The organism is Pseudomonas sp. 32_A, from assembly GCF_017490905.1.
GTDB lineage: Bacteria > Pseudomonadota > Gammaproteobacteria > Pseudomonadales > Pseudomonadaceae > Aquipseudomonas > Aquipseudomonas inefficax.
This window is the reverse complement of the sequence record NZ_JAFGYI010000028.1, coordinates 54,609-79,868: the sequence shown is the minus strand read 5'-3', so window position 1 is coordinate 79,868 and position 25,260 is coordinate 54,609. Positions and strand designations below refer to the sequence as shown.

Annotated in this window: 21 protein-coding genes; 12 read left to right on the top strand and 9 right to left on the bottom strand. The window is 64.7% G+C overall.

Features of this window, described 5'->3' with window-relative positions; translation table 11 throughout:
- Positions 1-161 precede the first annotated feature (161 nt).
- Entirely contained in the window at positions 162-1,349 is a 1,188-nt protein-coding gene (pobA, locus tag J5M58_RS17660) for a 4-hydroxybenzoate 3-monooxygenase (protein WP_112252533.1), read from the bottom strand.
- A gap of 172 nt (positions 1,350-1,521) precedes the next feature.
- On the opposite strand from pobA, the gene J5M58_RS17655 reads away from it, so the two are divergent.
- The 3 genes from J5M58_RS17655 (at position 1,522) to J5M58_RS17645 (ending at position 3,904) form a co-directional block, all read left to right on the top strand.
- Positions 1,522-2,400, top strand: coding sequence for a helix-turn-helix domain-containing protein (locus J5M58_RS17655; RefSeq protein WP_207878913.1), 879 nt, complete (start codon positions 1,522-1,524; stop codon positions 2,398-2,400).
- Between the two features lie 186 nt (positions 2,401-2,586).
- On the top strand, positions 2,587-2,985 hold the full coding sequence (locus tag J5M58_RS17650; RefSeq protein ID WP_013972930.1) for a MerR family DNA-binding transcriptional regulator: 399 nt from the start codon (positions 2,587-2,589) through the stop codon (positions 2,983-2,985).
- A 19-nt stretch (positions 2,986-3,004) separates the two neighbouring features.
- Positions 3,005-3,904, top strand: coding sequence for a hydroxymethylglutaryl-CoA lyase (locus J5M58_RS17645; RefSeq protein ID WP_207878912.1), 900 nt, complete (start codon positions 3,005-3,007; stop codon positions 3,902-3,904).
- 532 nt (positions 3,905-4,436) lie between these two features.
- On the opposite strand, the gene J5M58_RS17640 is transcribed toward J5M58_RS17645, so the two are convergent.
- Positions 4,437-4,955 (bottom strand): MgtC/SapB family protein, encoded by a 519-nt coding sequence (locus J5M58_RS17640; RefSeq protein ID WP_112252537.1) that lies wholly within the window; start codon positions 4,953-4,955, stop codon positions 4,437-4,439.
- 236 nt (positions 4,956-5,191) lie between these two features.
- Between J5M58_RS17640 and J5M58_RS17635 the strand changes: the two genes are divergently transcribed.
- The 4 genes from J5M58_RS17635 (at position 5,192) to J5M58_RS17620 (ending at position 10,228) form a co-directional block, all read left to right on the top strand.
- On the top strand, positions 5,192-5,431 hold the full coding sequence (locus tag J5M58_RS17635; RefSeq protein WP_112252539.1) for a DUF3203 family protein: 240 nt from the start codon (positions 5,192-5,194) through the stop codon (positions 5,429-5,431).
- 121 nt (positions 5,432-5,552) lie between these two features.
- Positions 5,553-6,956: a cytochrome c oxidase accessory protein CcoG gene (gene ccoG / locus J5M58_RS17630; RefSeq protein WP_207878911.1), complete on the top strand. Its 1,404-nt coding sequence runs from the start codon at positions 5,553-5,555 to the stop codon at positions 6,954-6,956.
- A 50-nt stretch (positions 6,957-7,006) separates the two neighbouring features.
- The gene (mapR, locus tag J5M58_RS17625) at positions 7,007-8,416 is read left to right on the top strand and encodes a GntR family transcriptional regulator MpaR (protein WP_112252541.1); all 1,410 of its coding nucleotides are present in this window, start codon (positions 7,007-7,009) and stop codon (positions 8,414-8,416) included.
- 117 nt (positions 8,417-8,533) lie between these two features.
- The gene (locus tag J5M58_RS17620) at positions 8,534-10,228 is read left to right on the top strand and encodes a response regulator (protein ID WP_207878909.1); all 1,695 of its coding nucleotides are present in this window, start codon (positions 8,534-8,536) and stop codon (positions 10,226-10,228) included.
- A 9-nt stretch (positions 10,229-10,237) separates the two neighbouring features.
- Here the strand turns inward: J5M58_RS17620 and J5M58_RS17615 are convergent, their stop codons facing one another.
- The gene (locus tag J5M58_RS17615) at positions 10,238-10,984 is read right to left on the bottom strand and encodes an SDR family oxidoreductase (protein ID WP_112252543.1); all 747 of its coding nucleotides are present in this window, start codon (positions 10,982-10,984) and stop codon (positions 10,238-10,240) included.
- A 75-nt stretch (positions 10,985-11,059) separates the two neighbouring features.
- Positions 11,060-12,076 carry an FAD:protein FMN transferase gene (locus tag J5M58_RS17610; protein ID WP_112252544.1) on the bottom strand — a complete coding sequence of 339 codons (1,017 nt, stop codon included), beginning with the start codon at positions 12,074-12,076 and terminating at the stop codon, positions 11,060-11,062.
- 250 nt (positions 12,077-12,326) lie between these two features.
- Between J5M58_RS17610 and rsxC the strand changes: the two genes are divergently transcribed.
- The gene (gene rsxC / locus J5M58_RS17605) at positions 12,327-13,727 is read left to right on the top strand and encodes an electron transport complex subunit RsxC (RefSeq protein WP_207878907.1); all 1,401 of its coding nucleotides are present in this window, start codon (positions 12,327-12,329) and stop codon (positions 13,725-13,727) included.
- Positions 13,724-14,674 carry an RnfABCDGE type electron transport complex subunit D gene (locus tag J5M58_RS17600; protein ID WP_207878905.1) on the top strand — a complete coding sequence of 317 codons (951 nt, stop codon included), beginning with the start codon at positions 13,724-13,726 and terminating at the stop codon, positions 14,672-14,674. The genes rsxC and J5M58_RS17600 overlap by 4 nt, the downstream gene beginning before the upstream one ends.
- Positions 14,675-14,721: 47 nt before the next feature.
- Here J5M58_RS17600 and J5M58_RS17595 read toward each other — a convergent pair whose 3' ends face one another.
- The 5 genes from J5M58_RS17595 to J5M58_RS17575 form a co-directional block, all read right to left on the bottom strand.
- Complete coding sequence (locus J5M58_RS17595; RefSeq protein WP_112252547.1) at positions 14,722-16,257, bottom strand: DHA2 family efflux MFS transporter permease subunit; 1,536 nt, start codon at positions 16,255-16,257, stop codon at positions 14,722-14,724.
- A complete protein-coding gene (locus J5M58_RS17590) occupies positions 16,254-17,447 on the bottom strand; it encodes an HlyD family efflux transporter periplasmic adaptor subunit (RefSeq protein ID WP_112252548.1) in 1,194 nt (397 codons plus the stop codon). Before J5M58_RS17590 ends, J5M58_RS17595 begins: the two co-directional genes overlap by 4 nt.
- A 30-nt stretch (positions 17,448-17,477) precedes the next feature.
- The gene (locus J5M58_RS17585) at positions 17,478-17,951 is read right to left on the bottom strand and encodes a MarR family winged helix-turn-helix transcriptional regulator (RefSeq protein WP_112252549.1); all 474 of its coding nucleotides are present in this window, start codon (positions 17,949-17,951) and stop codon (positions 17,478-17,480) included.
- 242 nt (positions 17,952-18,193) lie between these two features.
- On the bottom strand, positions 18,194-18,823 hold the full coding sequence (locus J5M58_RS17580) for a response regulator transcription factor (RefSeq protein ID WP_112252550.1): 630 nt from the start codon (positions 18,821-18,823) through the stop codon (positions 18,194-18,196).
- A 12-nt stretch (positions 18,824-18,835) separates the two neighbouring features.
- On the bottom strand, positions 18,836-20,242 hold the full coding sequence (locus tag J5M58_RS17575; RefSeq protein ID WP_207878903.1) for an ATP-binding protein: 1,407 nt from the start codon (positions 20,240-20,242) through the stop codon (positions 18,836-18,838).
- A 193-nt stretch (positions 20,243-20,435) separates the two neighbouring features.
- Between J5M58_RS17575 and J5M58_RS17570 the strand changes: the two genes are divergently transcribed.
- From J5M58_RS17570 to J5M58_RS17560, 3 genes are all read left to right on the top strand, one after another.
- On the top strand, positions 20,436-22,058 hold the full coding sequence (locus J5M58_RS17570; protein ID WP_112252552.1) for an acyl-CoA synthetase: 1,623 nt from the start codon (positions 20,436-20,438) through the stop codon (positions 22,056-22,058).
- A gap of 136 nt (positions 22,059-22,194) precedes the next feature.
- Positions 22,195-23,964: an acyl-CoA dehydrogenase C-terminal domain-containing protein gene (locus J5M58_RS17565; RefSeq protein ID WP_207878901.1), complete on the top strand. Its 1,770-nt coding sequence runs from the start codon at positions 22,195-22,197 to the stop codon at positions 23,962-23,964.
- A gap of 288 nt (positions 23,965-24,252) precedes the next feature.
- Positions 24,253-25,260 (top strand): FecR family protein, encoded by a 1,008-nt coding sequence (locus J5M58_RS17560; RefSeq protein ID WP_207878899.1) that lies wholly within the window; start codon positions 24,253-24,255, stop codon positions 25,258-25,260.

Sequence of the window (25,260 nt, the reverse complement as noted above, 5' to 3'; positions counted from 1 at the left end):
CCTACAAGCAGATAGTCTGCGCTGCTATGCGTAAGCTTTTGCACCTGGTGTATGGCGTAGTGAAATCCGGCAAACCGTTTGACCCTCAAATCGCTCTTGCGGGGTGAGGGTCAAGACGGTATCTACAGGAATTGCGCGTTGGCCAGGCTTTCACCTGCAGGTCAGGCCACTTCTTCGAACGGCAGCCCTACATAGTTCTCGGCAATGTTCACCAGCCCCGCCGGCGAGGTCAGGAAATACTCGCGGTCGGCCTCCTGCATCTTCTGGTCCCAGGCGTCCTTGTGGCTGCCGAAGTCATGCAGCAGCTGGGTCATGAACCAGCTGAAGCGCTCGCCTTTCCAAACCCGGCGCAGGGCCAGCGGCGAATACTGCTGCAACAGGTCGGTGCGCCCTTCGCGGTACACCTTTAGCAGGATGCGGTACAGGTAGTTGACGTCCGATGCCGCCAGGTTCAGGCCCTTGGCACCGGTCGGCGGGACGATGTGCGCGGCGTCACCGACCAGGAACAGGTGGCCATACTGCATCGGCTCGACCACCAGGCTGCGCAGCGGCGCGATGCTCTTTTCCAGGGCCGGGCCGGTGACCAGGCGTGCAGCCACGTCTTCGGGCAAGCGTGCCTTGAGCTCCTGCCAGAAACGCTCGTCGGACCATGCCTCCACCTGCTCTTCCAGCGGCACCTGCAGATAGTAGCGGCTACGGGTGTGCGAACGCTGGCTGCACAGCACGAAACCCCGTTCGTGGTGGGCATAGATCAGTTCGTGGTTGACCGGCGGCGTGTCTGACAGCATGCCCAGCCAGCCAAACGGGTAGACCCGCTCGTACAGCTTGAGGATGCCCTCGGGGATGCTCTGGCGGGAGACACCATGGAAGCCGTCACAGCCGGCGATGTAGTCGCAGTCCACCCGGTGCACCTGGCCGTCTTTTTCATAGGTCAGGTAGGGCCGTTCGCCCTTCAGTTCGTGCGGCTGGACGTTGCTTGCCGAATAGACGATCGGCGCGCCGCTGGCTTCACGTGCCTGCATCAGGTCACGGGTGACTTCGGTCTGGCCGTACACCATTACCGTCTTGCCACCGGTCAGGGCCTTGAGGTCCAGGCGTTGGCGGCGCCCGCCGACCAGCAACTCGACACCCTCGTGTACCAGGCCCTCACGGTCCATGCGCTCGGCCACCCCGGCTTCACGCAGCAGGTCGACCGTGCCTTGCTCCAGTACCCCGGCACGGATGCGACCGAGCACGTATTCGGGCGTCTGGCGTTCGACGATGAGCGTATCGATACCGGCCTTGTGCAGCAGTTGGCCGAGCAGCAGGCCAGACGGACCTGCACCAATAATTGCGACCTGAGTTTTCATTGTTTTTGTCTCTGTGCGGACGATGCCGGCCCTGGACTGGCAGTGGGGCGGCATCTGCTGTTAGGGTTTGCCTTTGCATTTTTACTGGCAAAAACAGCCATGGAAGTGTGCTATTCCATGTATAACCTGCACTTTTACAAAAAACGTTCGATTAACGGACAGGCCTGTACGCATGAAATTCACCCTCCCCGGCGTCCCCCTGTTCAAGCTCTATGGCGAAAACCAGGCCTGGCCCGGCACCGATCTGCTGCACTGCGAGTCGATCCCGGCGCGTAGCCGTTTGCACCACTGGGAAATCAAGCCGCACCAGCATGCCGAGCTGTTTCAGTTGCTGTATGTGCAGCGTGGCCGGGCCGAGGTGGAGATCGAGGGGGGGCGCAGCGCCATCAGCGAAGCGGCGATCCAGGTGGTGCCGCCAATGACCGTGCACGGCTTTCGCTTCAGCGCCGACATTCAGGGGCATGTGTTGACCTTTGGCACGGCACTGGTGGCCAACCTGGAGCAGCGCCTGGGTGCGCCGCTGGCAGTGCTGGCAAAGGCGGCCTGTTACCCGCTGGGCCGCGACCGGGTTCGCCTGCGCAGCCTGATCGACACCCTGCAGCAGGAGTACCAGGGCAACGCCCCGGCGCGGGCAGCCTTGCTCGAAGCATTGGTGATGGCGCTGATGGTGTGGATCAGCCGCCGCCAGCAACTGGGGCAGGCGCCGCGCAACCGCGATGAACGGGACCGCCAGTTGTTGGGGCAGTACCTGCGCCTGGTCGAGGCGCATTACCGTGAGCACTTGTCGGTGGAGGATTTTGCCGCGCAGTTGAATATTCCGAGTTTGCAGCTGAACCAGCTGTGCCGGGCGCTGAGTGGGCAGACCGCGCTGCAGGTGGTGCACCAGCGGTTGCTGCTGGAGGCGCGGCGCAACCTGATCTATACGCGGATGAGCATCGGGCAGTTGTCGGATAGCCTGGGGTTTACCGACCCGACGTATTTTGCCCGGTGGTTCAAGCGGTTGAGTGGGCAGACGCCGAATGGGTATCGCAGGTCGGGGTTGTCTGAGTAATTTTTCGCCTGTGCTGGCCTCTTCGCGGGTAAACCCGCTCCCACATCCTCAAGACCTGTGCACTTCCTGTGGGAGCGGGTTTACCCGCGAAGAGGCCAGTACTGGCAACACTCATCTCGCGCCCCTGCTTGACGTATACGTCAACCTGCCCTCAGGATACCCGCATACCCCACGCCGAGCCCCAGCATGAGCACCCAGACCTACAGTATTTCCGACCTGTCCCGCGAGCTGGACATCACCACCCGCGCCATCCGCTTCTATGAGGAACAGGGCCTGTTGAGCCCCGAGCGCCGTGGCCTGGAGCGTATCTACTCGGCGCGTGACAAGGTCAGTCTGAAGCTCATCCTGCGCGGCAAGCGCATCGGCTTTTCGCTGGCCGAATGCCGCGAGCTGATCGAGCTGTACGACCCCTCCAGCGGCAACCTCAAGCAGCTCAACAGCATGCTGGCAAAAATCGCCGAGCGCCGCGCCCAGCTGGAACAGCAGATGCTCGACATCCACCAGATGCAGCTGGAGCTGGACACCGCCCAGGAGCGCTGCGAACAGGCGCTGGCTGCCACCCTGAACAACAAAGACAACCGCTGAACGCCACAGGAAACCCGCCATGCCCTTGCCCAAACACGTCCGCCTGGTCGAAGTTGGCCCCCGCGACGGCCTGCAGAACGAAGCCCAACCCATCAGCGTTGCCGACAAGGTGCGCCTGGTGGACGACCTCACCGAAGCGGGCCTGGCCTATATCGAAGTGGGCAGCTTCGTCTCGCCCAAGTGGGTGCCGCAGATGGCCGGCTCCGCCGAAGTGTTCGCCGGCATCCACCAGCGCCCTAGTGTCACCTATGCGGCGCTGGCCCCCAACCTGCGCGGCTTCGAGGATGCCCTGGCCGCAGGCGTGAAGGAGGTGGCGGTGTTCGCGGCCGCCTCCGAAGCCTTCTCGCAACGCAACATCAACTGCTCGATCAGCGACAGCCTCAAGCGCTTCGAGCCGATCATGGAAGCCGCGCGCAACCACGGTGTGCGCGTGCGCGGCTATGTGTCGTGCGTGCTCGGCTGCCCCTATGAGGGCAAGGTCAGCGCCGAGCAGGTCGCCCCGGTGGCCCGCGCCCTGCACGACATGGGCTGCTACGAAGTATCGCTGGGCGACACCATCGGCACCGGTACCGCCGGCGAAACCCGGCGCCTGTTCGAGGTGGTCGCGGCACAGGTACCGCGCGAGCAACTGGCCGGGCACTTCCACGATACCTATGGCCAGGCCCTGGCCAACGTGTATGCCAGCCTGCTCGAAGGCATCAGCGTGTTCGACAGCTCCGTGGCCGGGCTGGGCGGCTGCCCCTATGCCAAAGGCGCTACCGGCAATATCGCCAGTGAAGACGTGGTGTACCTGCTGCAGGGGCTGGGCATTGAAACCGGCATCGACCTGGACCGGCTGATCGCCGCCGGCCGCCGCATCAGCAGCGTGCTGGGCCGCGACAACGGGTCGCGGGTAGCGCGGGCGCGCAGCGCGCAATAGGTCATACAGGTGTCACATTGGTGTGGGTGGAGTGTTACCGCCCCCACGTTTTGCAGCAAAAAATCGGGTAACAGGGAAACAAATCGGCAAAATTTCAGGCCGATCGATCTCGACCAAAATCGCTAAGTGCTTGATTTCAAAGGGATTGAAAAAGTTGGCACGCACCCTGCTATATCTCTGGCACAACAACAAAAAGAATGTGACACCCAATAAAAACAACAGGTAACGGCTCTGACATAACAAGAACAACACGGCAGAGGCGTAGCAAGCAGATTTTTTTGGAGTAGACACGCTTTTCAGGGGTACGCCCCGCGGTCTGGCACAGAACAATAAAACTACCTCAAGGTAGCGGCAGCCAGGTTCGGATCAGCAATGATGAAGGCAGGTCAGCGCTCAAAAAAATACGTTTGCTCTTGACCCCGCATGGGGGTCGCCCGCAACACCAGGACAGGCTGACAAAAACAACAACAGGCCGGTCCCAATAATAAAAAAAGAGCAGGCAACAACGCTTTGAGGGGAGCTTCGGCTCCCCTCAGTGCTTCCTGCCCTCTTCCTCCTCCTGCTTTCCCTCGTCCTGCCCTTCGAGCTTGTCCACCAGCAATGGCATCGTGCCCAGCACCAGCAGGGCCAGTATCGTGCTGATCAATGCCGTGGCTTCGCGGCCCATGCCGGCTGCCGTACCGATGGCGGCGGTCATCCACAACCCGGCGGCAGTGGTCAGGCCCTTCACATGGCTGGCGTCCTGGCCGTTCCCCTTGAGAATGGTGCCCGCACCAAGAAAACCGATACCGGCGACAATGCCCTGGATCACCCGGCTCAGCGCCTGCTCATTGGCCCCAGCCATGCTCGGCGCCAGCACGAACAGCGCGGCGCCCAGCGAAACCAGCATATGCGTGCGCACCCCGGCGGCCTTGCCCTTGTGCTCGCGCTCGAAGCCCAACACGGCGCCGAGCAGGGCTGCCATCAACAGGCGGACGAGGATTTGCGTGACTTCGCGAGCGTCGGTGATATCGGCGAATTCGGCCTGGATCGCTTGCCAGATGAGGTCCATTGCGGTTGTTCCCGTGCCTGACATTGGTGTTGCCAGGCCCGGCCTCTTCGCGGGTAAACCCGCTCCCACTGGGATCGCAACACCTGTGGGAGCGGGTTTACCCGCGAAGAGGCCGTGCCTGGCATCTACAAAGACTGACCTATGAACACAGCGCAAAGTGCCGCTCAGCTTCCTGATGCAGCAACCGCCCTCCCCCTGTGGTCCCACCCTGTAACCACTCCCAGGAGGACCACCCCATGCCCGTTGAAATCGACGAATCAACCCGCCGCTGCACCCTCATCGGTGAAGACCTGCGCATCGAGGGTGATGGCCCGGACATCGAAATCGTCACCGACGAACAGCTGCGCATGTCAGTGGCCCTGCTCGCCGGCCAGCGCGTGCCCATTACCGAAGCAGAGGCCGATGCACTGACCGTCGCGGGTGCGGTGGATAGCCGCAGGCATCTGAAGGCCAGCACGCCAGGCTCGGTAATCTGAGGCCTGGCGGGGCTTGCCCGCAAATCTGATACGGTTTTTATCGCAAAATCTGAGCCTGTGCTGATAACAGCCTCAGGGCCATAGTGCTCATGCCTGATCGAGGCCTGATGAGCACCGAGCCATGAACGATAGAATCCCTTTCACAGAGATCGCCACTGCCCCAGCCAGCCCCCAGCTGCACCGCGCCGACAATGGCATCCATACCCGCAGCTTCACCGGGCTGTACCGCAACCTGCGCATCGGCTTTGCCGGCGCCCTGTTCGTGCTGTTCTTCGGCACCGCCTGGCTGAACTGGAACGGCCGCCAGGCCGTACTGTGGGACCTGGGCAACAGTAAATTCCACATCTTCGGCGCCACCTTCTGGCCGCAGGACTTCATCCTGCTGTCGGCGCTGCTGATCATCTGCGCCTTCGGCCTGTTCGCCATCACCGTGTATGCCGGCCGCGTGTGGTGCGGCTACAGCTGCCCGCAGAGCACCTGGACCTGGCTGTTCATGTGGTGCGAAAAGCTCACCGAGGGCGACCGCAACCAGCGCATCAAGCTGGCCGCCGCGCCCTGGAGCCTGAACAAACTGGCCCGGCGCACGCTGAAGCACAGCCTGTGGCTGGCCATTGGTGTGCTCACCGGGCTGACCTTCGTCGGCTACTTCACCCCGATCCGCCCACTGGCCGCGGAACTGTTCACCTTGCAACTGGGCGGCGTGGCGCTGTTCTGGGTGCTGTTCTTCACCGCCGCCACCTACATCAATGCCGGCCTGCTGCGCGAAGCGGTGTGCCTGCACATGTGCCCCTATGCACGCTTCCAGAGCGTGATGTTCGACAAGGACACCCTGGCGGTCGCCTATGACCCGCGTCGCGGCGAAGCCCGTGGCCCGCGCAAGAAAGGCACCGACCTCCGAGCCCAGGGCCTGGGCGACTGCATCGACTGCACCTTGTGCGTGCAGGTGTGCCCGACCGGCATCGATATTCGCGATGGCCTGCAAATGGCCTGCATCGGTTGTGCGGCGTGCATCGATGCCTGCGACGGGGTAATGGACAAGATGGGCTATGCACGTGGCCTGATCGGCTACAAGTCCGAACGCAGCCTGCAAGGTGGCACCACCCATTGGCTGCGCCCGCGCCTGCTGGGCTACGCTGCCGCGCTGGCGGTGATGATCGCGGCGCTGGTGGTGGCCTTGCAAATGCGTCCGATGGTGTCGCTGGACGTGATCAAGGACCGCGGCCTGTTCCGCGAGAACGCTCAGGGCCAGATCGAGAACATCTACCTGCTCAAGGTCATCAACAAGACCGAAAGCACCCGGCACTACGAGCTGCGCCTGCTCGACGCCGACGGCTTCAGCCTGCAGGGCAAGACTTCATTCATGATCCCTGCCGGTGAAATGAGCGAACTGCCGGTGTCGGTGGCGATGCTCGCCGAGCGCCCGGCCAGCAGCTCGCAGGCGCTGAGCTTCGAGATCAGCGAGCGCGACGACCCCGCCATCCGCAGCGTGGCCCACAGCCGCTTCGTCGCACCGATGAACCGGTGATCCCTTACACTGACTCCACCTTGCCTGCCAGGCTTCGACAGAAGGCCAGAATGAAACGCTACGAACGCTTTGCCGACGACATCGCCGAACTGATCCGCTCCGGGGTGCTGGGCCCCGGCCAGCGCGTGCCCTCGGTGCGCTATGCCAGCCAGACCCACGGGGTCAGCCCGTCCACCGTGTTCCAGGCCTACTACTTGCTGGAGCGGCGCGGGCTGATCCGTGCAAGGCCGCGCTCGGGCTACTTCGTCAACGCCCATGCCCCGCGCCAGTTCAGCGAGCCGCAGGCATTGCAACCGGTCAGCGAGTCCACCGACGTGGACGTCAGCGCGCTGGTGTTCTCGATCCTCGACTCGATCAAGGACCCCAACACCGTGCCGTTCGGCTCGGCCTTCCCCAGCCCCGAGCTGTTTCCGCTGCAACGCCTGTCGCGCTCGCTGGCCAGCGCCAGCCGCAGCATGGACCCGCGCATGGTGGTGACCGACCTGTCACCCGGCAACCCGCAGCTGCGTCGGCAGATTGCCCTGCGCTACATGGTCGGCGGGTTGATGCTGCCCATGGAGGAGCTGCTGATCACCAACGGCGCGCTGGAAGCCCTGAACCTGTGCCTGCAGGCCGTCACCCAGCCCGGTGACCTGGTGGCCATCGAAGCCCCGGCCTTCTATGCCTGCCTGCAGGTACTGGAGCGGCTCAAGCTCAAGGCCGTGGAAATCCCGGTGCACCCGCGCGAAGGCATGGACTTGGGCGTGCTGGCGCAAACGCTGGAAAAGCACCCGGTAAAGGCCGTGTGGTGCATGACCAATTTCCAGAACCCAGTGGGCGCCAGCATGCCGGAAGCGAAAAAGCAGGCACTGGTAGAGCTATTGGCGCGCCATCAGGTGCCATTGATCGAAGACGACGTGTACGCCGAACTGTACTACGCGCAACAGGCCCCCAAACCGGCCAAGGCCTTCGACACCCAGGGGCTGGTGATGCACTGCGGCTCGTTCGCCAAAAGCCTGGCGCCTGGCTACCGCATCGGCTGGGTGGCGGCCGGGCGCTTTGCGCAGAAGATCGAGCGGCTCAAGCTGATGACCTCGCTGTGTGCCTCGATGCCGGCCCAGGCGGCCATCGCCGATTACCTGCAGCACGGCGGCTACGACCGCCACCTGCGCAAGCTGCGCTATGCCCTGGAAGGCCAGCAGGCCAACATGCTGGCCGCCATCGCCCGGCACTTTCCGGCGCAAACGCGAGTCAGCCAACCGTCCGGCGGCTACTTCCTGTGGTTGGAGCTGCCCGAACGGATGGACGCCCTCAAGCTGTTCCACATGGCCTTGGCCCAAGGCATCAGCATCGCACCCGGCCCGATCTTCTCGCCCACCCGGCGCTTCGGCAACTGCATCCGCCTGAACTACGGCAGCCCCTGGCATGAGGATGCCGAACGGGCCATGGAAACCCTGGGGCGGATCATCCGCTCGTTCTGATGGCGGGCGCCCGGTGAACGACTATCGTTGCCCGATCCGCTACCCCCCGCGTTGACTGGCTATTCGCCAGTTACCGAACAGGCTAAAGTCTGGGCTTCATCTTTGTCGGACTTCGGCATGCCCTCCCGCGACCTGCTTTCACTGCGCCAACAAGTCGAAGCCCTGCAGCAGCAGAACGCGTTGCTGCAGGCCCGCCTGGCAAGCCATCAGCAACACGACCAAAACTTCTATCGCTCGTTGTTCGACACCATGGACGAAGGCTTCTGCATCATCGAGTTCTTCGACGGCCCGCACGGCCCGCTGAGCGACTATGTACATGTGCTGGCCAATGCGGCCTATGCCAAACACGCCGGCATCCCCAACGTGGTGGGGCAGAGACTGCGCGAGATGGTGCCCGATGAGGCCGACGACTGGGTCGCTCGTTATGGCGCGGTGCTGCGCACGGGCGAGCCACTGCATTTCGAGCAGGAGCTGGTCGCCACCGGTCGCGTGTTGTCGGTGACCACCTTCCGGGTAGAGCCTGCCGAAAAGCGCCAGGTGGCGGTACTGTTCAAGGATGTTACCGAACGACGGCGGGCCGAGCTTGCCCTGCAGCGCCTGAACGAGGAGCTGGAAGAACGGGTGAATGCGGCATTGGCAGAACGGGCCAAGGCCGAGGAGGCCCTGCGCCAGGCACAGAAGATGGAAGCCGTGGGCCAGCTCACTGGCGGCATCGCCCACGACTTCAACAACCTGCTGGGCGGTATTCTGGGAGCTCAGGAGCTGATGCGCCAGCGCCTGGCCCAGTCGCGTTTCGACAGCCTGGAACCCTTGCTGGAACTGTCCAGCGGTTCGGCGCAGCGGGCCTCCTCGCTGGTCCACCGGCTGCTGGCATTCTCCCGTCAGCAGACCCTGCAGCCCTGCTCCACGCAAGTGGCCGCGCTGGTGTGCGGCATGGAAGAGCTGCTGCGCCGCACCATCGGCCCCGCCATCACCCTGGCCAGCCATTTCCCCCGCCAGCTGTGGCCGACCTTCATCGACCCGCCACAACTGGAAAGCGCCCTGCTCAACGTGTGCATCAATGCCCGCGATGCCATGCCTGCCGGCGGCGTGATCGATATCCACGGTGACAACCTGCTGCTCGACGACGAGCAAGCCCGCGCACTGGAACTGCCAGCTGGCGAATACGTACGGCTGAGCATCATCGACAACGGCAACGGCATGTCGACGGAGGTGGCCGAGCGCGCCGTCGACCCGTTCTTCACCACCAAACCGATGGGCCAGGGCACTGGCCTGGGCTTGTCGATGACCTACGGTTTCGTGCGCCAGTCGGGCGGGCAGCTACAGGTATTGTCGACGCTTGGCGAAGGCACCCGCATCGAGCTGCTGCTTCCCCGCCACCACGAGCACCCCGAAGCCCCGGCACCCATGCCACCGCGCACATCGCCGGAAAAAAGCAGCACAACCACTCAGCGTATCCTGCTGGTCGAAGACCAGGCTGCCTTGCGCGTGGTCGTCTGCGAGGTGCTGGAAGAACTGGGTTATCGGGTTGATGCATTCGAAAACGGCCCGGCCGCCCTCGCCCATCTACAAGCTGGCGAGCGGCCAGACCTGCTGCTGAGCGATATCGGCCTGCCCGGCGGCCTGAACGGCCGCCAGTTGGCTGAACGCTGCCGCGAGCGCCACCCCGACCTGAAGGTGCTGTTCATCACCGGCTACGACGAAAGCGCGGCGCTCAGTGACGGCCAGTTGTTGCAAGGTACTCAGGTGCTGACCAAGCCGTTCGAGCTGCAAGTGCTGGCCGAACGGGTAGGCATGCTGCTGGAGGATTGACCGGCGCGTTCAGCGCCCGCCGCCCAGGTCGATGAAGCTGCCGGTAGAGTACGAGGCTTTGTTCGAGAGCAGCCAGAGGATGGCCTCGGCCACTTCTTCGGGGTGCCCGCCGCGCCCCATCGGCAAGCCGGGTTCGAGCTTGCTGACCCGGTCGGGGTCGCCCGACAGCGCATGGAACCCGGTGTGGATGTAGCCTGGCCGCACGCCGTTTACACGCACACCCTCGCCTGCCACTTCCTTTGCCAGGCCAATGGTGAAGGTGTCGAGAGCGCCCTTGGAAGCGGCATAATCCACGTATTCGTTGGGCGACCCCAGGCGTGCGGCAACCGAAGACACGTTGACGATAGCCCCGCCCTGCCCTCCGTGCCGGCGTGCCATGCGCAGCAGGGCGTGCTTGGCGCAGAGCATGGGGCCGACGACGTTGGTCTTCATGATCTTGAGCAGACGGAATTCGGACATGTCCTCGACCCGGCTTTGCTGGCCGATGGTGCCGGCATTATTGACCAGCGCGGTCACCGGGCCGAGTTCTTCGTCCACGCGCTGGAACAGCTGGATGACCTCATCCTCGACACTGGCGTCGGCGCGCACGGCGATGGCCTTGGCGCCCAGCTCGCGGACCTGGCCGAGGACGGTCTCGGCGGCCTGGTCGTCGGCGTGGTAGTTGATGCAGATGCGGTAGCCCTCACGGGCGGCCAGCAGCGCCGTGGCGGCGCCGATGCCGCGGCTGGCACCGGTGATGACGATGACTTTCTCCATGGATCTGCCAATCGTTTGGAAAGGGAGCATCGACAATAGGGGAAAAGCCTGCGCGTGGGAATGACCTTCCTTCAGCTACGGCCTTGGCGTGCCCTGCGTGGGGAACAACGTCTCGAACCGCGACGTGGCCCGCGCGGCGAAACCCAGCCCCTGGTGCATGATGAAATAGGCGGCGATTTCATGCCGCTCGGCGAAGGCATAGCCTTCCTCCGGGCCGAGCACCATCAACAGTGTATCCAGGGCATCGGCACGCAGCACCGAAGGGTCGACCACCGACACTGCCGCCAGCGCGTGCTTGACCGGCCTGCCGACACGCGGATCGAAGGTGTGCGAATAACGCTGGCCACCTTCCTCGAAATAGTTGCGGTAATCGCCGGCGGTGGCAACGCCGTAGCCATCCAGGGCGATGGCGCGCTCCACTTGCTGCTCGCCCTCGCCACTCGGTACTTCGAGGGCGATGCGCCAGGGCGAGCCATCCGGCTTGCGGCCGACGCCCTTGAGTTCGCCGGTGATCTCGACCAGATAGGCCTGGATACCCAGGGCCGCAAGCCGGTCACCCACCCGATCCACCGCATGACCGGCGAGCATGCTGTCGAAATCCAGCTGCGCCGCCACATCCTTGCACAGCGTTTCGCCATCCAGGTGCAAATGCTGCAGGCCTACCCGTGCCTGCTCCCGTGCCAGCGTGCTGGCGTCCGGCACCTGCCTGCCGCGTGACTGCGGGCCGAAGCCCCAGAGGTTCATCAGTGGCAAAACCGTCAGGTCGAAAGCCCCGCCACTCTCACGGAACAGAGACACACCGTACACCAGCAAGTGCTGCATCTCTTCCGGCACCGCCTGACAGGCGCCGGCCGGCAGAGCGTTGAAGCGGGAAACCACGGAATCAGCGCGCCAGTTGGAAAACTGCTTGTCGAGCGCCTCCAGTATCAACTCGACTTCGGCCTTTACCTGCCGCGCATCAGGCGTCTGCGCATTGGGTACGTACTGGATCGAATACGTGCTGCCCATGGTCGGCCCGCCAAAGCGTTCGATCCTTTCGCCGCAGCCATACAGCACCGTCACCAGCATCACCAGCAGGCTTGCGCGCATCATTCGACACCTCGCAGACTCTGGCCGCCCTTTCGCGGCGCAGGCTATTTCACCAGAATTGCGAGATGGCAATTGGCCTACCGTTCATCAGCAAACCTGGTCAAAAATCGAACAAAATCATCATTGAACACTCTGATCTGCGCGGGTGATCAATCATCCCCCTCCCTTTCCGCTTAACGTCCCGGACGCAATAAAACCATCATGTGCATAAGCGCATAGGGGCGTTCTTTGCCCAAAAATTGGAGGACAGTACATGTCTAGCCATTCGTTGCAGAGCGTCGAACGCCTGCAGAGCCGCATCCGCGCCCAGCGCCTGCCGCAACACAAACCTTTCTGGCAGCGCCTGCTGGCCATCGCCTCCTTTTCTCAGCGTAGTTGGCACGGAGGGATCGAGCTCAGGGGATACAAGGAACTGTCCAACGCCACGCCGATTGCCCCGGTCGCGGTCGGAAAAATCCAGCTGGCGATTCCGCTCGGGCGGGGTCGGCGGTTTGTCCAGCCTTGCGTGCAGCCGGGCCAGCATGTACGCAAGGGCGAAGTGATCGGTATTGGCGACAACACCACCGCCTGGGTGCATGCCAGTACTTCTGGCGTCGTGGAACGGATCGATCATGTCTTCGCGGCCGACTCGGCCGAGCCAGTCATGGCCGTCATCCTGAACGCAGATGGCCTGGATGAGTGGATCAAACGCCCGGTGCCGGGCCTGCCACAAACGCCAGAGGCGCTGGTCGAACGCGCATTGCAAATGGGCATAGTCGGCCTTGGTGGGGCGGGTTTCCCAACGGCCCTCAAACTGGCCGGCGCACGGCAGCCCGATCTGCTGCTGATCAACGGTGCCGAATGCGAGCCCTTCCTTACCTGCGATGACCGCCTCATGCGCGAGAATGCCGAAGCGTTGATCGAGGCCGCCGATCATGTCGCCGCGCTGCTGGGAATAACGACAACCCGTTTCGGCATCGAAACCAACAAGCCGGAGGCGATGGCCACGTTACGTGCCGCCGCTCGCCAGGCGCGCACCCGGGTCGAGATATGTCCGCTACCGGAGCGTTACCCGGCAGGTGGGCAGCCGCTGATGATCAAGAGCCTCAGTGGCCGCAACCTGGCCCCGGGGAGCCGGCCCGCCGATATCGGCGTGCTGGCGCTGAATGTCGCAACGCTCTACGCGCTGGGCCGGGCCGTGTTCCAGGGCGAACCACTGACCAGCCGCGTGCTGACGCTGACCGGTGACTGCGAACGCCCGGGCAATGTGCGGGTGCCGGTGGGTTACCCGGTCAGCGAACTGCGCGCGATTGCTGGCGCGTCCGCCACGGGGCAGTTGACCCAGGTTGGCGGCCCGATGATGGGGCTGGCGCTACCGGACGCCAACGCCTTCGTCAGCAAGACCAGCAGTTGCCTGATATTCGGCGCCGAGCGCTACCTGCCGGCTGCTCGCCCCGCCGGCAATTGCATTCGCTGTACGCGCTGCGTGGATGTCTGCCCGATGTCGCTCAGGCCGCTGGACCTCTATGCTGCCGCCGAGCGCCTGGACAAGGCCAGCCTGCAGGAACTGCGCCTGGATGCCTGCATCGAATGCGGCAGCTGCAGCAGCATCTGCCCAAGCAGTATCCCGCTGCGCGAACGCTTCCGCCAGAGCAAGACGGAGGTCCGCGCATGAGCCTGATACGCCACCCCATCCCGCAACGACTGCGCACGGTGATGCTGCTGGTCGTGTTGTGCCTGCTGCCGGGCACCGCCCTGTATGCCTGGCAATTTGGCGTCGTGGTCTGGTTGCAAGTGTTCTGGTGCGTGCTGTTCGCCCTGGGCTTCGAAGCCGCCCTGTTGCGCCTGCGCGGGCAGGACGTACGCGAGGGTTTGAGCGACCTCAGCTGGCTGGTGCTGGGCCTGATACTGGCGCGGGCATTGCCGCTGATGGTGCCGTTGTGGATGATCGCCCTGGCCAGCTTTGCCGCTATCGCACTGTGCAAGCACGCCAGTGGAGGCCTTGGCCGCAACCGTCTCAACCCGGCCATGGTAGGGCTGGGGATCGTTGCCATCTGCTTCTACCAGCAGTTGTACCCCGCGCCATCGAACCATGCCCCCTGGACCGCAACCCTGGACGCCAAGGCGGTTCTGCTCCAACAGCTACAGTTGGTGCCACGCCTGGATCTCGATGCGTTCGCCGGCGCCACTCAACTGGCGCAGAACGATTTCATCCACGTCACCCACAACCTGTCGGGGTACGGCTACATTGCCGGCGGTTTGCTGCTGGCTTTGCTGCGGGTGATCCGCATCGAGATTCCGCTGGCGATGCTCGCCAGCACAGTATTGCTGTGCATGGCCGCCGGCCACAGCCTGCAGGAAGCCGTGTACAACCTCAGCCTCGGCGGCTACCTCTTCACCGCCTTCTTCATCGCCACCGATCCGGTCACCAGCCCCAATACCCGCGCCGGTCGCATCCTCTTCGGCGTGACCGTCGGCACGCTGACCGAGCTGATTCGCGAATTCGGGCTGTATGCCGATGGCCTCTGCTTCGCAGTGCTGGCCGGCAACCTGCTGGTGCCACAAATCGACCGGTTGGTGCTGCGCATGCAGCGGCCCTGGTACGCAGCAGCCAGTGCCTGACATGGCATTTGCCAAGGGCCAGAGCCTGGGCCCTGTTCTGGCCCGGCTCAATGCCCTGCCGACGCCGGCCCCGCCTTGGCGGTAAAGGGCGGTTTGGCAAACCACACCAGCAGGATCAACCCGGCGAACACCCAGGTCATCAGGGTGAAGTAGTCCACCGTCGACATCATGTACGCCTGCCCGTTGAGTATCTGCTCCAGCTGCGCATGGCTCTGCGGGCTGGCCCCGCCCAACTGCTCCAGGGTATGCCGCGTGGCCGGGTCGAACTGGCTGATGTGCTCGCTCAGGTAGGCATGGTGCTGGTCCGCCCGGCGAATCCAGATCCAGGTGGTCAGCGACGCCGCGAAACTGCCGCCCAAGGTACGCAGGAAGGTCGCCAGGCCCGAGCCATCGGCAATTTGCTGCGGTGGCAGGTCGGACAGCAGGATGCTCAAGGTCGGCATGAAGAACAGCGCCACGCCAATGCCCATGAACAGCTGCACCAGCGCCACATGCTGGAAGTCCACCTCGCTGGTGAACCCGGCACGCATGTAGCAGCTGCTGCCGATCGCCAGGAACGCCAGCCCGGCCAGCACACGCAGGTCGAAGCGGTGCGCGTACTTGCCCACGAACGGCGACATGAGCACCGGCAACAGGCCGATCGGCGCCACCGCCAGGCCGGCCCAGGTAGCGGTGTAGCCCATCTGCGTCTGCAGCCACTGCGGCAGGATCAGGTTGATGCCGAAGAACCCGGCGTAGCCCCCCACCAGCACGATGGTGCCGACGCGGAAGTTGCGGTGCGCGAACAGGCGCAGGTTGACCACCGGGTGACGGTCGGTCAGTTCCCAGATCACGAACACTGCCAGGAACACCAGCGAGATCAGGCTGCCGACAATGATGAACGACGACTCGAACCAGTCCAGGTCATTGCCTTTGTCCAGCACCACCTGCAAGGCGCCGACGCCGATGATCAGCGTCAGCAGGCCGATGTAGTCCATCGGCTGGCGACTGGTGACCACTGGCCGGGTGCGCATCTGCTGGCGCACCACAGCGGCAGCGAACAGGCCGATGGGCACGTTGATGAAGAAGATCCACGGCCAGCTGTAGCTGTCGGTGATCCAGCCCCCGAGAATCGGCCCGGCAATCGGCGCCACTACCGTGACCATCGCCAGCAGCGCCAGGGCCATGCCGCGCTTGGCCGGCGGGTAGACGGCGATCAGCAAGGTCTGGGTCATCGGGTACAACGGCCCGGCTACCACGCCTTGCAACACGCGAAAACCGACCAGCTCCGGCATCGACTGGGCGATACCGCACAGGAACGAGGCCAGCACAAACAGCAGCGTGGCCCAGATGAACAGCTTCACCTCGCCAAACCGTCGGCTGAGCCAGCCGGTCAGCGGCAGCGCGATGGCATTGCTCACCGCGAACGAGGTGATGACCCAGGTGCCCTGCTCGTAACTCACCCCCAGGTTGCCGGAAATGGTCGGCAAGGCCACGTTGGCGATGGTGGTGTCGAGCACCTGCATGAACGTCGCCAGCGACAGGCCGATGGTGGTCAGCAGCAGGCTCGGCGGCGTGAACTGGGCAGCGGCGTTGTTGCTCATCGCTGCGCCGTCTTGCCGGTTGCGCTGTTTTCGTGGATCAGCCGCGCGATCAGGTTGTCGGCTTCGACCAACTGGCGGTCATACACCTGGGTGGTGTAGCTGGCCTGCTGCGGTGGCTGCTGGGCCAGGGTCGGGCCGCTCTGGTCGTGCAGGTCGACCTCGACCACGGTGGACAGGCCGATACGCAGCGGGTGGTCCTTGAGCTGGTCGGGGCTGAGGTGGATGCGCACCGGCACGCGCTGGACGATCTTGATCCAGTTACCGGTGGCATTCTGCGCCGGCAACAGGGCGAAGGCGCTGCCGGTGCCGGCGCCAAGGCTGTCGACCGTGCCGCTGTACCTGACCTCGCTGCCGTACAGGTCGGCGCTGATCTGCACCGGCTGGCCGATACGCATGTCGCGCAGCTGGGTTTCCTTGAAGTTGGCGTCGATCCACACTTGGTCCAGCGGGATCACTGCCATGGTCGCGGTACCCGGTTGCAGGCGCTGGCCCAGCTGCACGGTACGCTTGGCGACGTAGCCGGTAACCGGTGCCACCAGGGTGGTGCGGGCATGGTCGAGGTAGGCCTGGCGCAGGTCGGCGGCGGCGGCCATCACCTCGGGGTGCGAGGACACCACGGTGTCGTCGACCAGGGCGCTGCTGGTGCTGAGCTGCTGGCGTGCACTGTTGACCGCGGCCTCGGCCACGCTCAGGTCATCGCGGGCGTGGGACAATTCCTCCGCTGCAATCGCGCCGCTGTCGGCCAGCACCTTGCGCCGGTTGAAGTCCTGCCGGGCCTTGCGCAGCTCTGCCTGGCGGGTTTCCAGCTGGGCCTTGAGCGCGTCGACGTTGCTGTACAACCCGCGCACCTGGCGCACGCTGCGCGCCAGCCTGGCTTCGGCAGACTGCAGGGCCACCTGGCTGTCGGCCGGGTCGAATTGCAGCAATACCTGGCCGGCGTGGACCAGGTCGCCATCATCGGCACCGATACTGGTGACGGTGCCGGTGATCAGCGGCGTGATCTCCACCACGTTGCCGTTGACGTAGGCGTCGTCGGTGCTTTCGTGCCAGCGCCCGACCAGGCTGTACCAGGCCCAGGCGCCGGCGCCGGCAACGATCAGCAGCAACAGCAGGCCGAGCAGCCAGGCCTTGCGCTTGCGCGACGGTTCGGGCGCGGCGGAGGGAGTCGGGGTGTCTGCGGGAGTGGCCATGACAATACCTTGGATAATTCGTGACAGGGATCAACGATCGCCGAAGCGGCGTATCGTCAACGGGTCGCCAGCAGCAAGCAGGACCTTGGCCAACAGGCCTTCCAGGGCCTGGAGCTCTTCGGCTGCCAGCGCGCCGCACAACTCGTTCATGGCTGCCGCGCCGATTTCCGGCAGGCGGTCAGCCAGGCGCTGGCCGTCGGCGGTAAGGGCCAAGCGCACCTGGCGACGGTCGTCGGCGCAACGGTTGCGCACGATCAGTTCCTTCTGCTCGAGGCGGTCGAGCATGCGGGTCATCGACCCGCTGTCCAGGCCCAGGTAGCGGCACAGCTCGGCCGGGGTGTCGACCTGGTACTGGGTGACGATGATCAGCACCTTGAACTGCGCGGCGGTGACGCCTTCGGATTCGAGGTGCCAGTCGAGAATGCGGTCCTTCAGGATCGCTGCGCGGCCAAGCAGCATGCCGATGGCACAGGTCTGGAAGTTTTCGGGGGAAAAATGGGCCATCGGCAACTGCTCGGGTAATTGTGTGAAAATATTACTGCCTAGGCAGTGAATGTCAAAGCTTTGATTAGGTTGCTATGGAATATTTCATGATACCCCCTTGCACGGCCCCTGTAGGAGCGGCCTTGTGTCGCGATGGGGCGCGAAGCGGCCCCAGGTTCTGTGCCACAGCATAAATTGCCGGGGCCGCTTCGCGCCCCATCGCGACACAAGGCCGCTCCTACAGGGCTTTGCGCCAGCCCCTGCTACAGTGTGCGCAGGCCCAGTGCCTCCACCGCCCCGCAGGCAATGGCCATGCCCACCAGCTCCGCCAGGCTATCGGCCTGCAACCGTTTCATCACTCGCCCCCGGTACAGGTCCACCGTCTTCACGCTGACGCCCAGCCGCTCGGCAATCTCGCGGTTGCTCAACCCCTGGGCCAACGGCACGAACACATCACGCTCGCGCGGGGTCAGGCCATCGATGCGCGCCTGCACCCGGGCCAGCGCCTGGTCGTCCCGGCGTGCCCGCCCGACGCTTTCCAGCGCGGCCTGTACGCTGTCGAGCAGCAACTGATCGTTGTAGGGTTTTTCGATGAAGTCGCAAGCGCCGGCCTTGAAAGCCCGCACCACGATCGGCACATCGGCATGGCCGCTGACGAAGATCACCGGCAAACCCAGGCCACGCTCGCGCATCGCCTGCTGCACCGCCAACCCGCCCAACCCTGGCATGCGCACATCCAGCAGCACGCAGGCCGGGCCATCGTCGACGCAGGCGTCGAGAAACGCCTGCCCGCTGGCGAACGGCAAGGCCTGCAAACCTACCGACTGCAGCAGCCAGACGGTTGAATCGCGCATCCCCTGATCATCATCGACCACATACACTTTCGCTTGCACCGCCTTCTCCCCTTATCCCCTGCTGACCGCCAGGCGGCAGCACAGTACCAGACCGCCATTGTCACCGGCTCGCGCCCACAGGCTGCCGCCAAAGCCTTCGATCAGGCTGCGGCTCATGCTCAGGCCCAGCCCCAGGCCGTCGGCCTTGCTGGTGGTGAACGGCGTGAAGATTTCATCCAGGCGCTCGGGCGCAACGCCCGGGCCCTGGTCGGCCACCTCGACCAGCACGCCGTCGCCATCGCGCGCGGCGCCGAGCAGGATACGTGACGGCCGCTCGCCATGCTGCTCGCGGTTGGCATCGATGGCGTTGCGCAGCAGGTTTACCAGTACCTGCTCCAGCAGTACCCGGTCGGCATACACCAAGGGCAGTTGCGCGCTCATGCGCAACTCGACCACCACCTGGTCACGCGCGGCCTCCCATGCGCACAGGCGCATGGCTTCGCCGGCCACCTCGGCCATGTCCAGCGCCTGCAGACGGCGCGGCCCCTTGCGCAGGAATGCGCGCAGGCGGCGGATCACCTCGGCGGCATGGGTGGCCTGTTCGCTGATGCGCTGCAAGCCCTGCCCCACCCGCTCGCGGGCCTGCGGGTCGCGCTCCAGGCCCTGCAGGTAGCGCTGGCTGGCGTTGGCGTAGTTGACCACTGCGGCCAACGGCTGGTTGATTTCGTGGGCAATACCCGATGCCAGCTCGCCCAGGGTGGCCAACCGGGCACTGTGCGCCAGGCTTTCCTGGGCCTCGATGCGCAGGGTGATGTCGCGTGACACGCTGACCACCTCCACCACCGCGCCGGTATACGTTTCGCGGATGGCCCGGCTGGCGATTTCGAACCAGCGGTAGCCGCCTGTGGCCTGGCGCACCCGGCAGGTCATGGTGTGGTAGCCGTCCTGGTCCAGGGCGGCGGCGGCCTGGCGCAGCACCTGGCGGCGCTCACGCGGGTGCAGCAAGTTACGCACGGCCATGCCGCGCAGCTGCTCGGGCCACAGGCCAAGCAGGCGGAATGCCGCCGGCGAGGCATCGAGGAAACGGCCGTCGGGGCTGTGCCGGGAGATCAGGTCGGTGGTGTTTTCGATGATCAGCCGGTACAGCCGCCGGGCGCGGCTGGCCTCCCGTGCGCCATGGCGCTCGTCGCTGGCGTCTCGGCAACGCGCCAGCACCCGTTGGCCCTGGTCGTCAGGGATGAAACTCCACAGTACGATGCGTTCACCGACCTGCACTTCGACGTCGGCGATCGCCCGGCGCTGGCGCAGGCATGCGCGCACCAGGGCGGCGCAGTTGCCCGGCAGCCAGCTGGCCAGTGCCGGGCCTTCATCGACCCAGGCCTGCAGCGCCGGGTTGAGTGCCAGTGGCCTGGCGTCGCTGGCCAGCATCAGGCTGGGTTGCGGGTCCTTGGCGAGCAAGGGATAGGCTGTGTTGTCCACGGTAGGCGGCTCGTTGTTATAGTAGTTTTACTATATTGCTATAGTCGATATTCCTAATACCATAGCGACTCGCGTAAAACTGCGACAAGGGGGCGATCCAACATCCGCCTCCCTGCACCCTGAACAGAGCTAACAATCAGCCACCGGGGGCCAAGCGCACAGGTTGTGCCTGCCTCCCTTACAGGATCACCGCATGTCGATCTATGCCCAGGGCCTGATGCCCGCTGCCGTCAACCACGTCGCTCTCACCCCGCTCAGTTTCATCGAACGCACCGCTGCCGTATACGGCAATTACCCGGCGGTGATCCACGGTGCCATCCGCCGCAACTGGCAGCAGACCTACCAACGCTGCCGGCGCCTGGCCAGCGCCCTGGTGGGCCGGGGTATCGGCCGTGGCGACACCGTGGCGGTGATGTTGCCCAACATTCCGGCCATGCTCGAAGCCCATTTTGGCGTGCCCATGACCGGTGCCGTGCTCAATACCCTGAACGTACGCCTGGACGCCGAGGCCATCGCCTTCATGCTGCAGCATGGCGAGGCCAAGGTGCTGATCACCGACCGCGAGTTCCATACCGTCATCGAAGCGGCCCTGGCCTTGCTCGAGCACCCGCCATTGGTGGTGGATGTGGATGACCCGGAGTACGGCGAAGGCCGTGCGGTCAGCGAACTGGATTATGAAGCGTTCCTCGCCGAAGGCGACCCGGACTTTGCCTGGGAATGGCCCGATGACGAGTGGCAGGCAATCTCGCTCAACTACACTTCCGGCACTACCGGCAACCCCAAGGGTGTGGTCTACCACCACCGTGGCGCTTACCTGAACGCGCTGGGCAACCAGATGGTCTGGGCGATGGGCCACCGCCCGGTGTACCTGTGGACCTTGCCGATGTTCCACTGCAACGGCTGGTGCTACCCGTGGACCATCACCGCGCTGGCCGGCACCCATGTGTTCCTGCGCCGGGTCGACCCGCAGAAGATCCTGACCCTGATCCGCGAGCACCGGGTCAGCCACCTGTGCGGCGCGCCGATCGTGCTCAACGCCCTGGTCAACATGCCCGAGGCAGCCAAGGCGGCCATCGAGCACCCGGTGCAGGCCATGGTCGCTGGCGCCGCGCCACCTGCCAAGGTCATCGGCGCCGTGGAAGAGATGGGCATCCAGGTTACCCACACCTACGGCCTGACCGAAGTCTACGGCCCGGTCACCGTGTGCGCCTGGCATGACGAATGGGATGAACTGTCGCTGGAAGAACGCGCGCGGATCAAGTCCCGTCAGGGTGTGCGCTACCCGACACTCGACGGCCTGATGGTTGCCGACCCGCAAACCCTCGAACCGGTGCCGCGCGACGGCAACACCCTGGGCGAGATCTTCATGCGTGGCAACACGGTGATGAAGGGCTACCTGAAGAACCCCGAGGCCACTGTCGAAGCCTTCCGTGGCGGCTGGTTCCACACCGGTGACCTGGCCGTGTGGCATGCCGACGGCTATGTCGAGATCAAGGACCGGCTCAAGGACATCATCATTTCCGGTGGCGAGAACATCTCCACCATCGAGGTCGAGAACGCCCTGTACAAGCACCCGGCGGTGCTGGAAGCCGCAGTAGTGGCGCGCCCGGATGAAAAATGGGGGGAAACCCCGTGTGCCTTCGTCGCCCTCAAGCCGGGCCGCGAAGACACCCGCGAAGCCGACCTCACCAGCTGGTGCCGCGAGCACCTGGCCGGGTTCAAGGTGCCGAAGACCGTGGTGTTCGGCGAATTGCCCAAGACCTCTACCGGCAAGATCCAGAAGTACGTGCTGCGCGACCGGGCCAAAGCCCTCTGAACCCGTAGCGGCCTCTTCGCGGGCATGCCCGCTCCCACAGGGATCGCACCAGACCTGAATCCTGCACTGTACCTGTGGGAGCGGGTTCACCCGCGAAGAGGCCCGCCCAGATTTCCCACTTTTTCAAGAGCCCCCAATGACCACCTACACAGCCCCCCTGCGCGACATGCGCTTCGTCCTGCATGATGTGTTCGACGCCCCGGCCCTGTGGGCCCGCCTGCCTGCCCTGGCCGAGCGCATCGACGCCGATACCGCCGATGCCATCCTCGAAGAAGCAGCCAAGGTCACCAGCCAGCTGATTGCCCCGCTCAGCCGCAACGGCGACGAGCAAGGCGTGCGCTTTGCCGCAGGCGAAGTCACCACCCCTGACGGCTTCCGCGAGGCCTGGCACACCTACCGCGAAGGCGGTTGGGTCGGCCTGGGCGGCAACCCCGAACATGGCGGCATGGGCATGCCGAAGATGCTCGGTGTGCTGTTCGAAGAAATGCTCTACGCCGCCGACTGCAGCTTCAGCCTGTATTCGGCATTGAGCGCCGGCAGCTGCCTGGCCATCGATGCCCATGCCAGCGAAACGCTCAAGGCCACCTACCTGCCGCCCCTGTACGAAGGCCGCTGGGCCGGCACCATGTGCCTCACCGAACCCCATGCCGGCACCGACCTGGGGCTGATCCGCAGCCGCGCCGAGCCCCAGGCCGACGGCAGCTATCGCATCAGCGGCAGCAAGATCTTCATCACCGGCGGCGAACAGGACCTGACCGAAAACATCGTCCACCTGGTGCTGGCCAAGCTGCCGGATGCGCCAGCGGGCGCCAAGGGCATCTCGCTGTTTCTGGTGCCCAAGTACCTGGTCGAGGCAGATGGGCGCCTGGGAGCGCGCAATGCCGCCCATTGCGGCTCGATCGAACACAAGATGGGCATCAAGGCCTCGGCCACCTGCGTGATGAACTTCGATGGTGCCGTCGGCTACCTGGTAGGCGAGCCGAACAAGGGCCTGGCGGCGATGTTCACCATGATGAACTACGAGCGCCTGTCCATCGGCATCCAGGGCATCGGTTGTGCCGAGGCGTCCTACCAGAGCGCCGCCCGCTACGCCAACGAACGCCTGCAAAGCCGCGCCGCCAGCGGCCCACAGGCACAGGACAAGGCTGCCGACCCGATCATCCACCACGGCGATGTGCGGCGCATGCTGCTGACCATGCGTACCCTCACCGAAGGTGGCCGGGCGTTTGCCGCCTACGTCGGCCAGCAACTGGACCTTGCACGCTACGCCGAAGACGCCGCCGAGCGCGAGCATGCGCAGCGCCTGGTGGCGCTGCTGACGCCGGTGGCCAAGGCGTTCTTCACCGACAACGGCCTGGAAAGCTGCGTGCTTGGCCAGCAGGTGTATGGCGGCCATGGCTACATTCGCGAATGGGGCCAGGAGCAGCGGGTGCGCGACGTGCGCATCGCGCAGATCTACGAAGGCACCAACGGCATCCAGGCCCTCGACCTGCTCGGGCGCAAGGTACTGGCCGACGGTGGCCAGGCGCTGACCAGCTTTGCCGCCGAGGTGCGGGCCTTCAGCGTGGATGCGCCGCTGCACCGTGAAGCCCTGCAAGCGAGCCTGGCGCGGCTGGAGGCCACCAGCGCCTGGCTGCAGGCGCGAGCCGGCGAAGATGCCAACCTGGTCAGCGCGGTGGCGGTGGAATACCTGCAGCTGTTCGGGCTGACGGCGTATGCCTACATGTGGGCGCGGATGGCGGCGGTGGCGTTGGCCAAGCGTGACAAGGATGCGGCGTTTCATGGGGCCAAGCTTGCGTGTGCGGAGTTCTTCTTCCAGCGGGTGTTGCCGCGGGGGTTGGGGCTGGAGGCCAGTATCCGGGCGGGTAGTGGCAGCCTTTTTGGTTTGGAGGCGGCGCAGTTCTGATGAGCCGCTGGGGGCGCTATGCGCCCCTTTCGCGACACAAGGCCGCTCCCACAGGTATCGCACCGCCCCATCGGGCAGCGCTGTACCTGTGGGAGCGGCCTTGTGTCGCGATGGGCTGCAAGGCAGCCCCAACGATTTCAGCCTGAATTTACCTGCGCGAAGGGTTCTCAAACGCCAGGAAACCAGCATCAATCCGACGAAAACCGGCACAACTGATAGTCATTCGCCATTACCTCGGTTCTCGGGAGCCCTCCAGCAAGGGTAGAATGCGCAAAACCCGGAGCCGCAATGAACCACGACCGCCTCAATCCCAGCCCAGACGATGCCATCACCGACGCCGCCGCGAACTGGTGCATGCGCCTGCACGCCGAAGATTGCACGGTGGCCGAGCGCGAGGCGTTCGCCCGCTGGCTGGCGGCCGACCCGCGGCACGCCGAGGAATACCGGGCAATGCTGGAAATCTGGCAAACCGCCGACCTGCTGCCGCGCAATGCCACTGTCATCGACTTCAACCCGCCCGTGCAAAAGGCTGCGCGCCCGGGCAACTGGCGGCCGCTGGCATCCGCCGCCGCGATCGCCCTGGCGGTGCTGCCGCTGGCCGGTTGGGTGGGCTGGGAACAAGGCTGGCTGCCCAATCACTACCAGCACTTCGAAGCCAACGAGCACATGCAGACCGTGCAGCTGAGCGATGGCAGCACGGTGCAGCTCAACCTCAACACCGAGCTCACCTACCTCAACTACAAGGACCAGCGCCAGGTCTTGCTCAAGCGTGGCGAGGCGTTCTTCAAGGTACAGCACGACAGCAGCCACCCGTTCATCGTGCATGCCGGTCGTGGCCAGACCCGCGTCACCGGCACCCAGTTCAACGTGTGGAAGTACCAGGACCAGGTCAAGGTCACCCTGGTGGAAGGTTCGGTACTGGTATCCAGCGACGGCAGCGCCAGCGGCTACCGCCTGGGCCCGGGGATGCAGGCCAGCTACCACAAGGGCGACTTCGAGCCGCAACTGGAGCAGAGCGACGACTACGGCAACAGCCTGGCCTGGCGCGACGGCAAGCTGGTGCTCGACAACCTGAGCCTGGAAGAGGCCCTGCCGGTGATCAACCGCTACCTCGACGCACCGCTGCTGCTGGCCGACGCCAGCACCGGCCGCATCCGCATCAGCGGCATCTACAACACCCGCGAGGTGGGGCGCCTGGTCAACAACCTGCCCAAGGTGCTGCCGGTCTACCTGACCCGCAGCAAGGACGGCAGCACCGTCCTCAACCGCATCTCGCCGCCGCCCGACAAGGGCTGA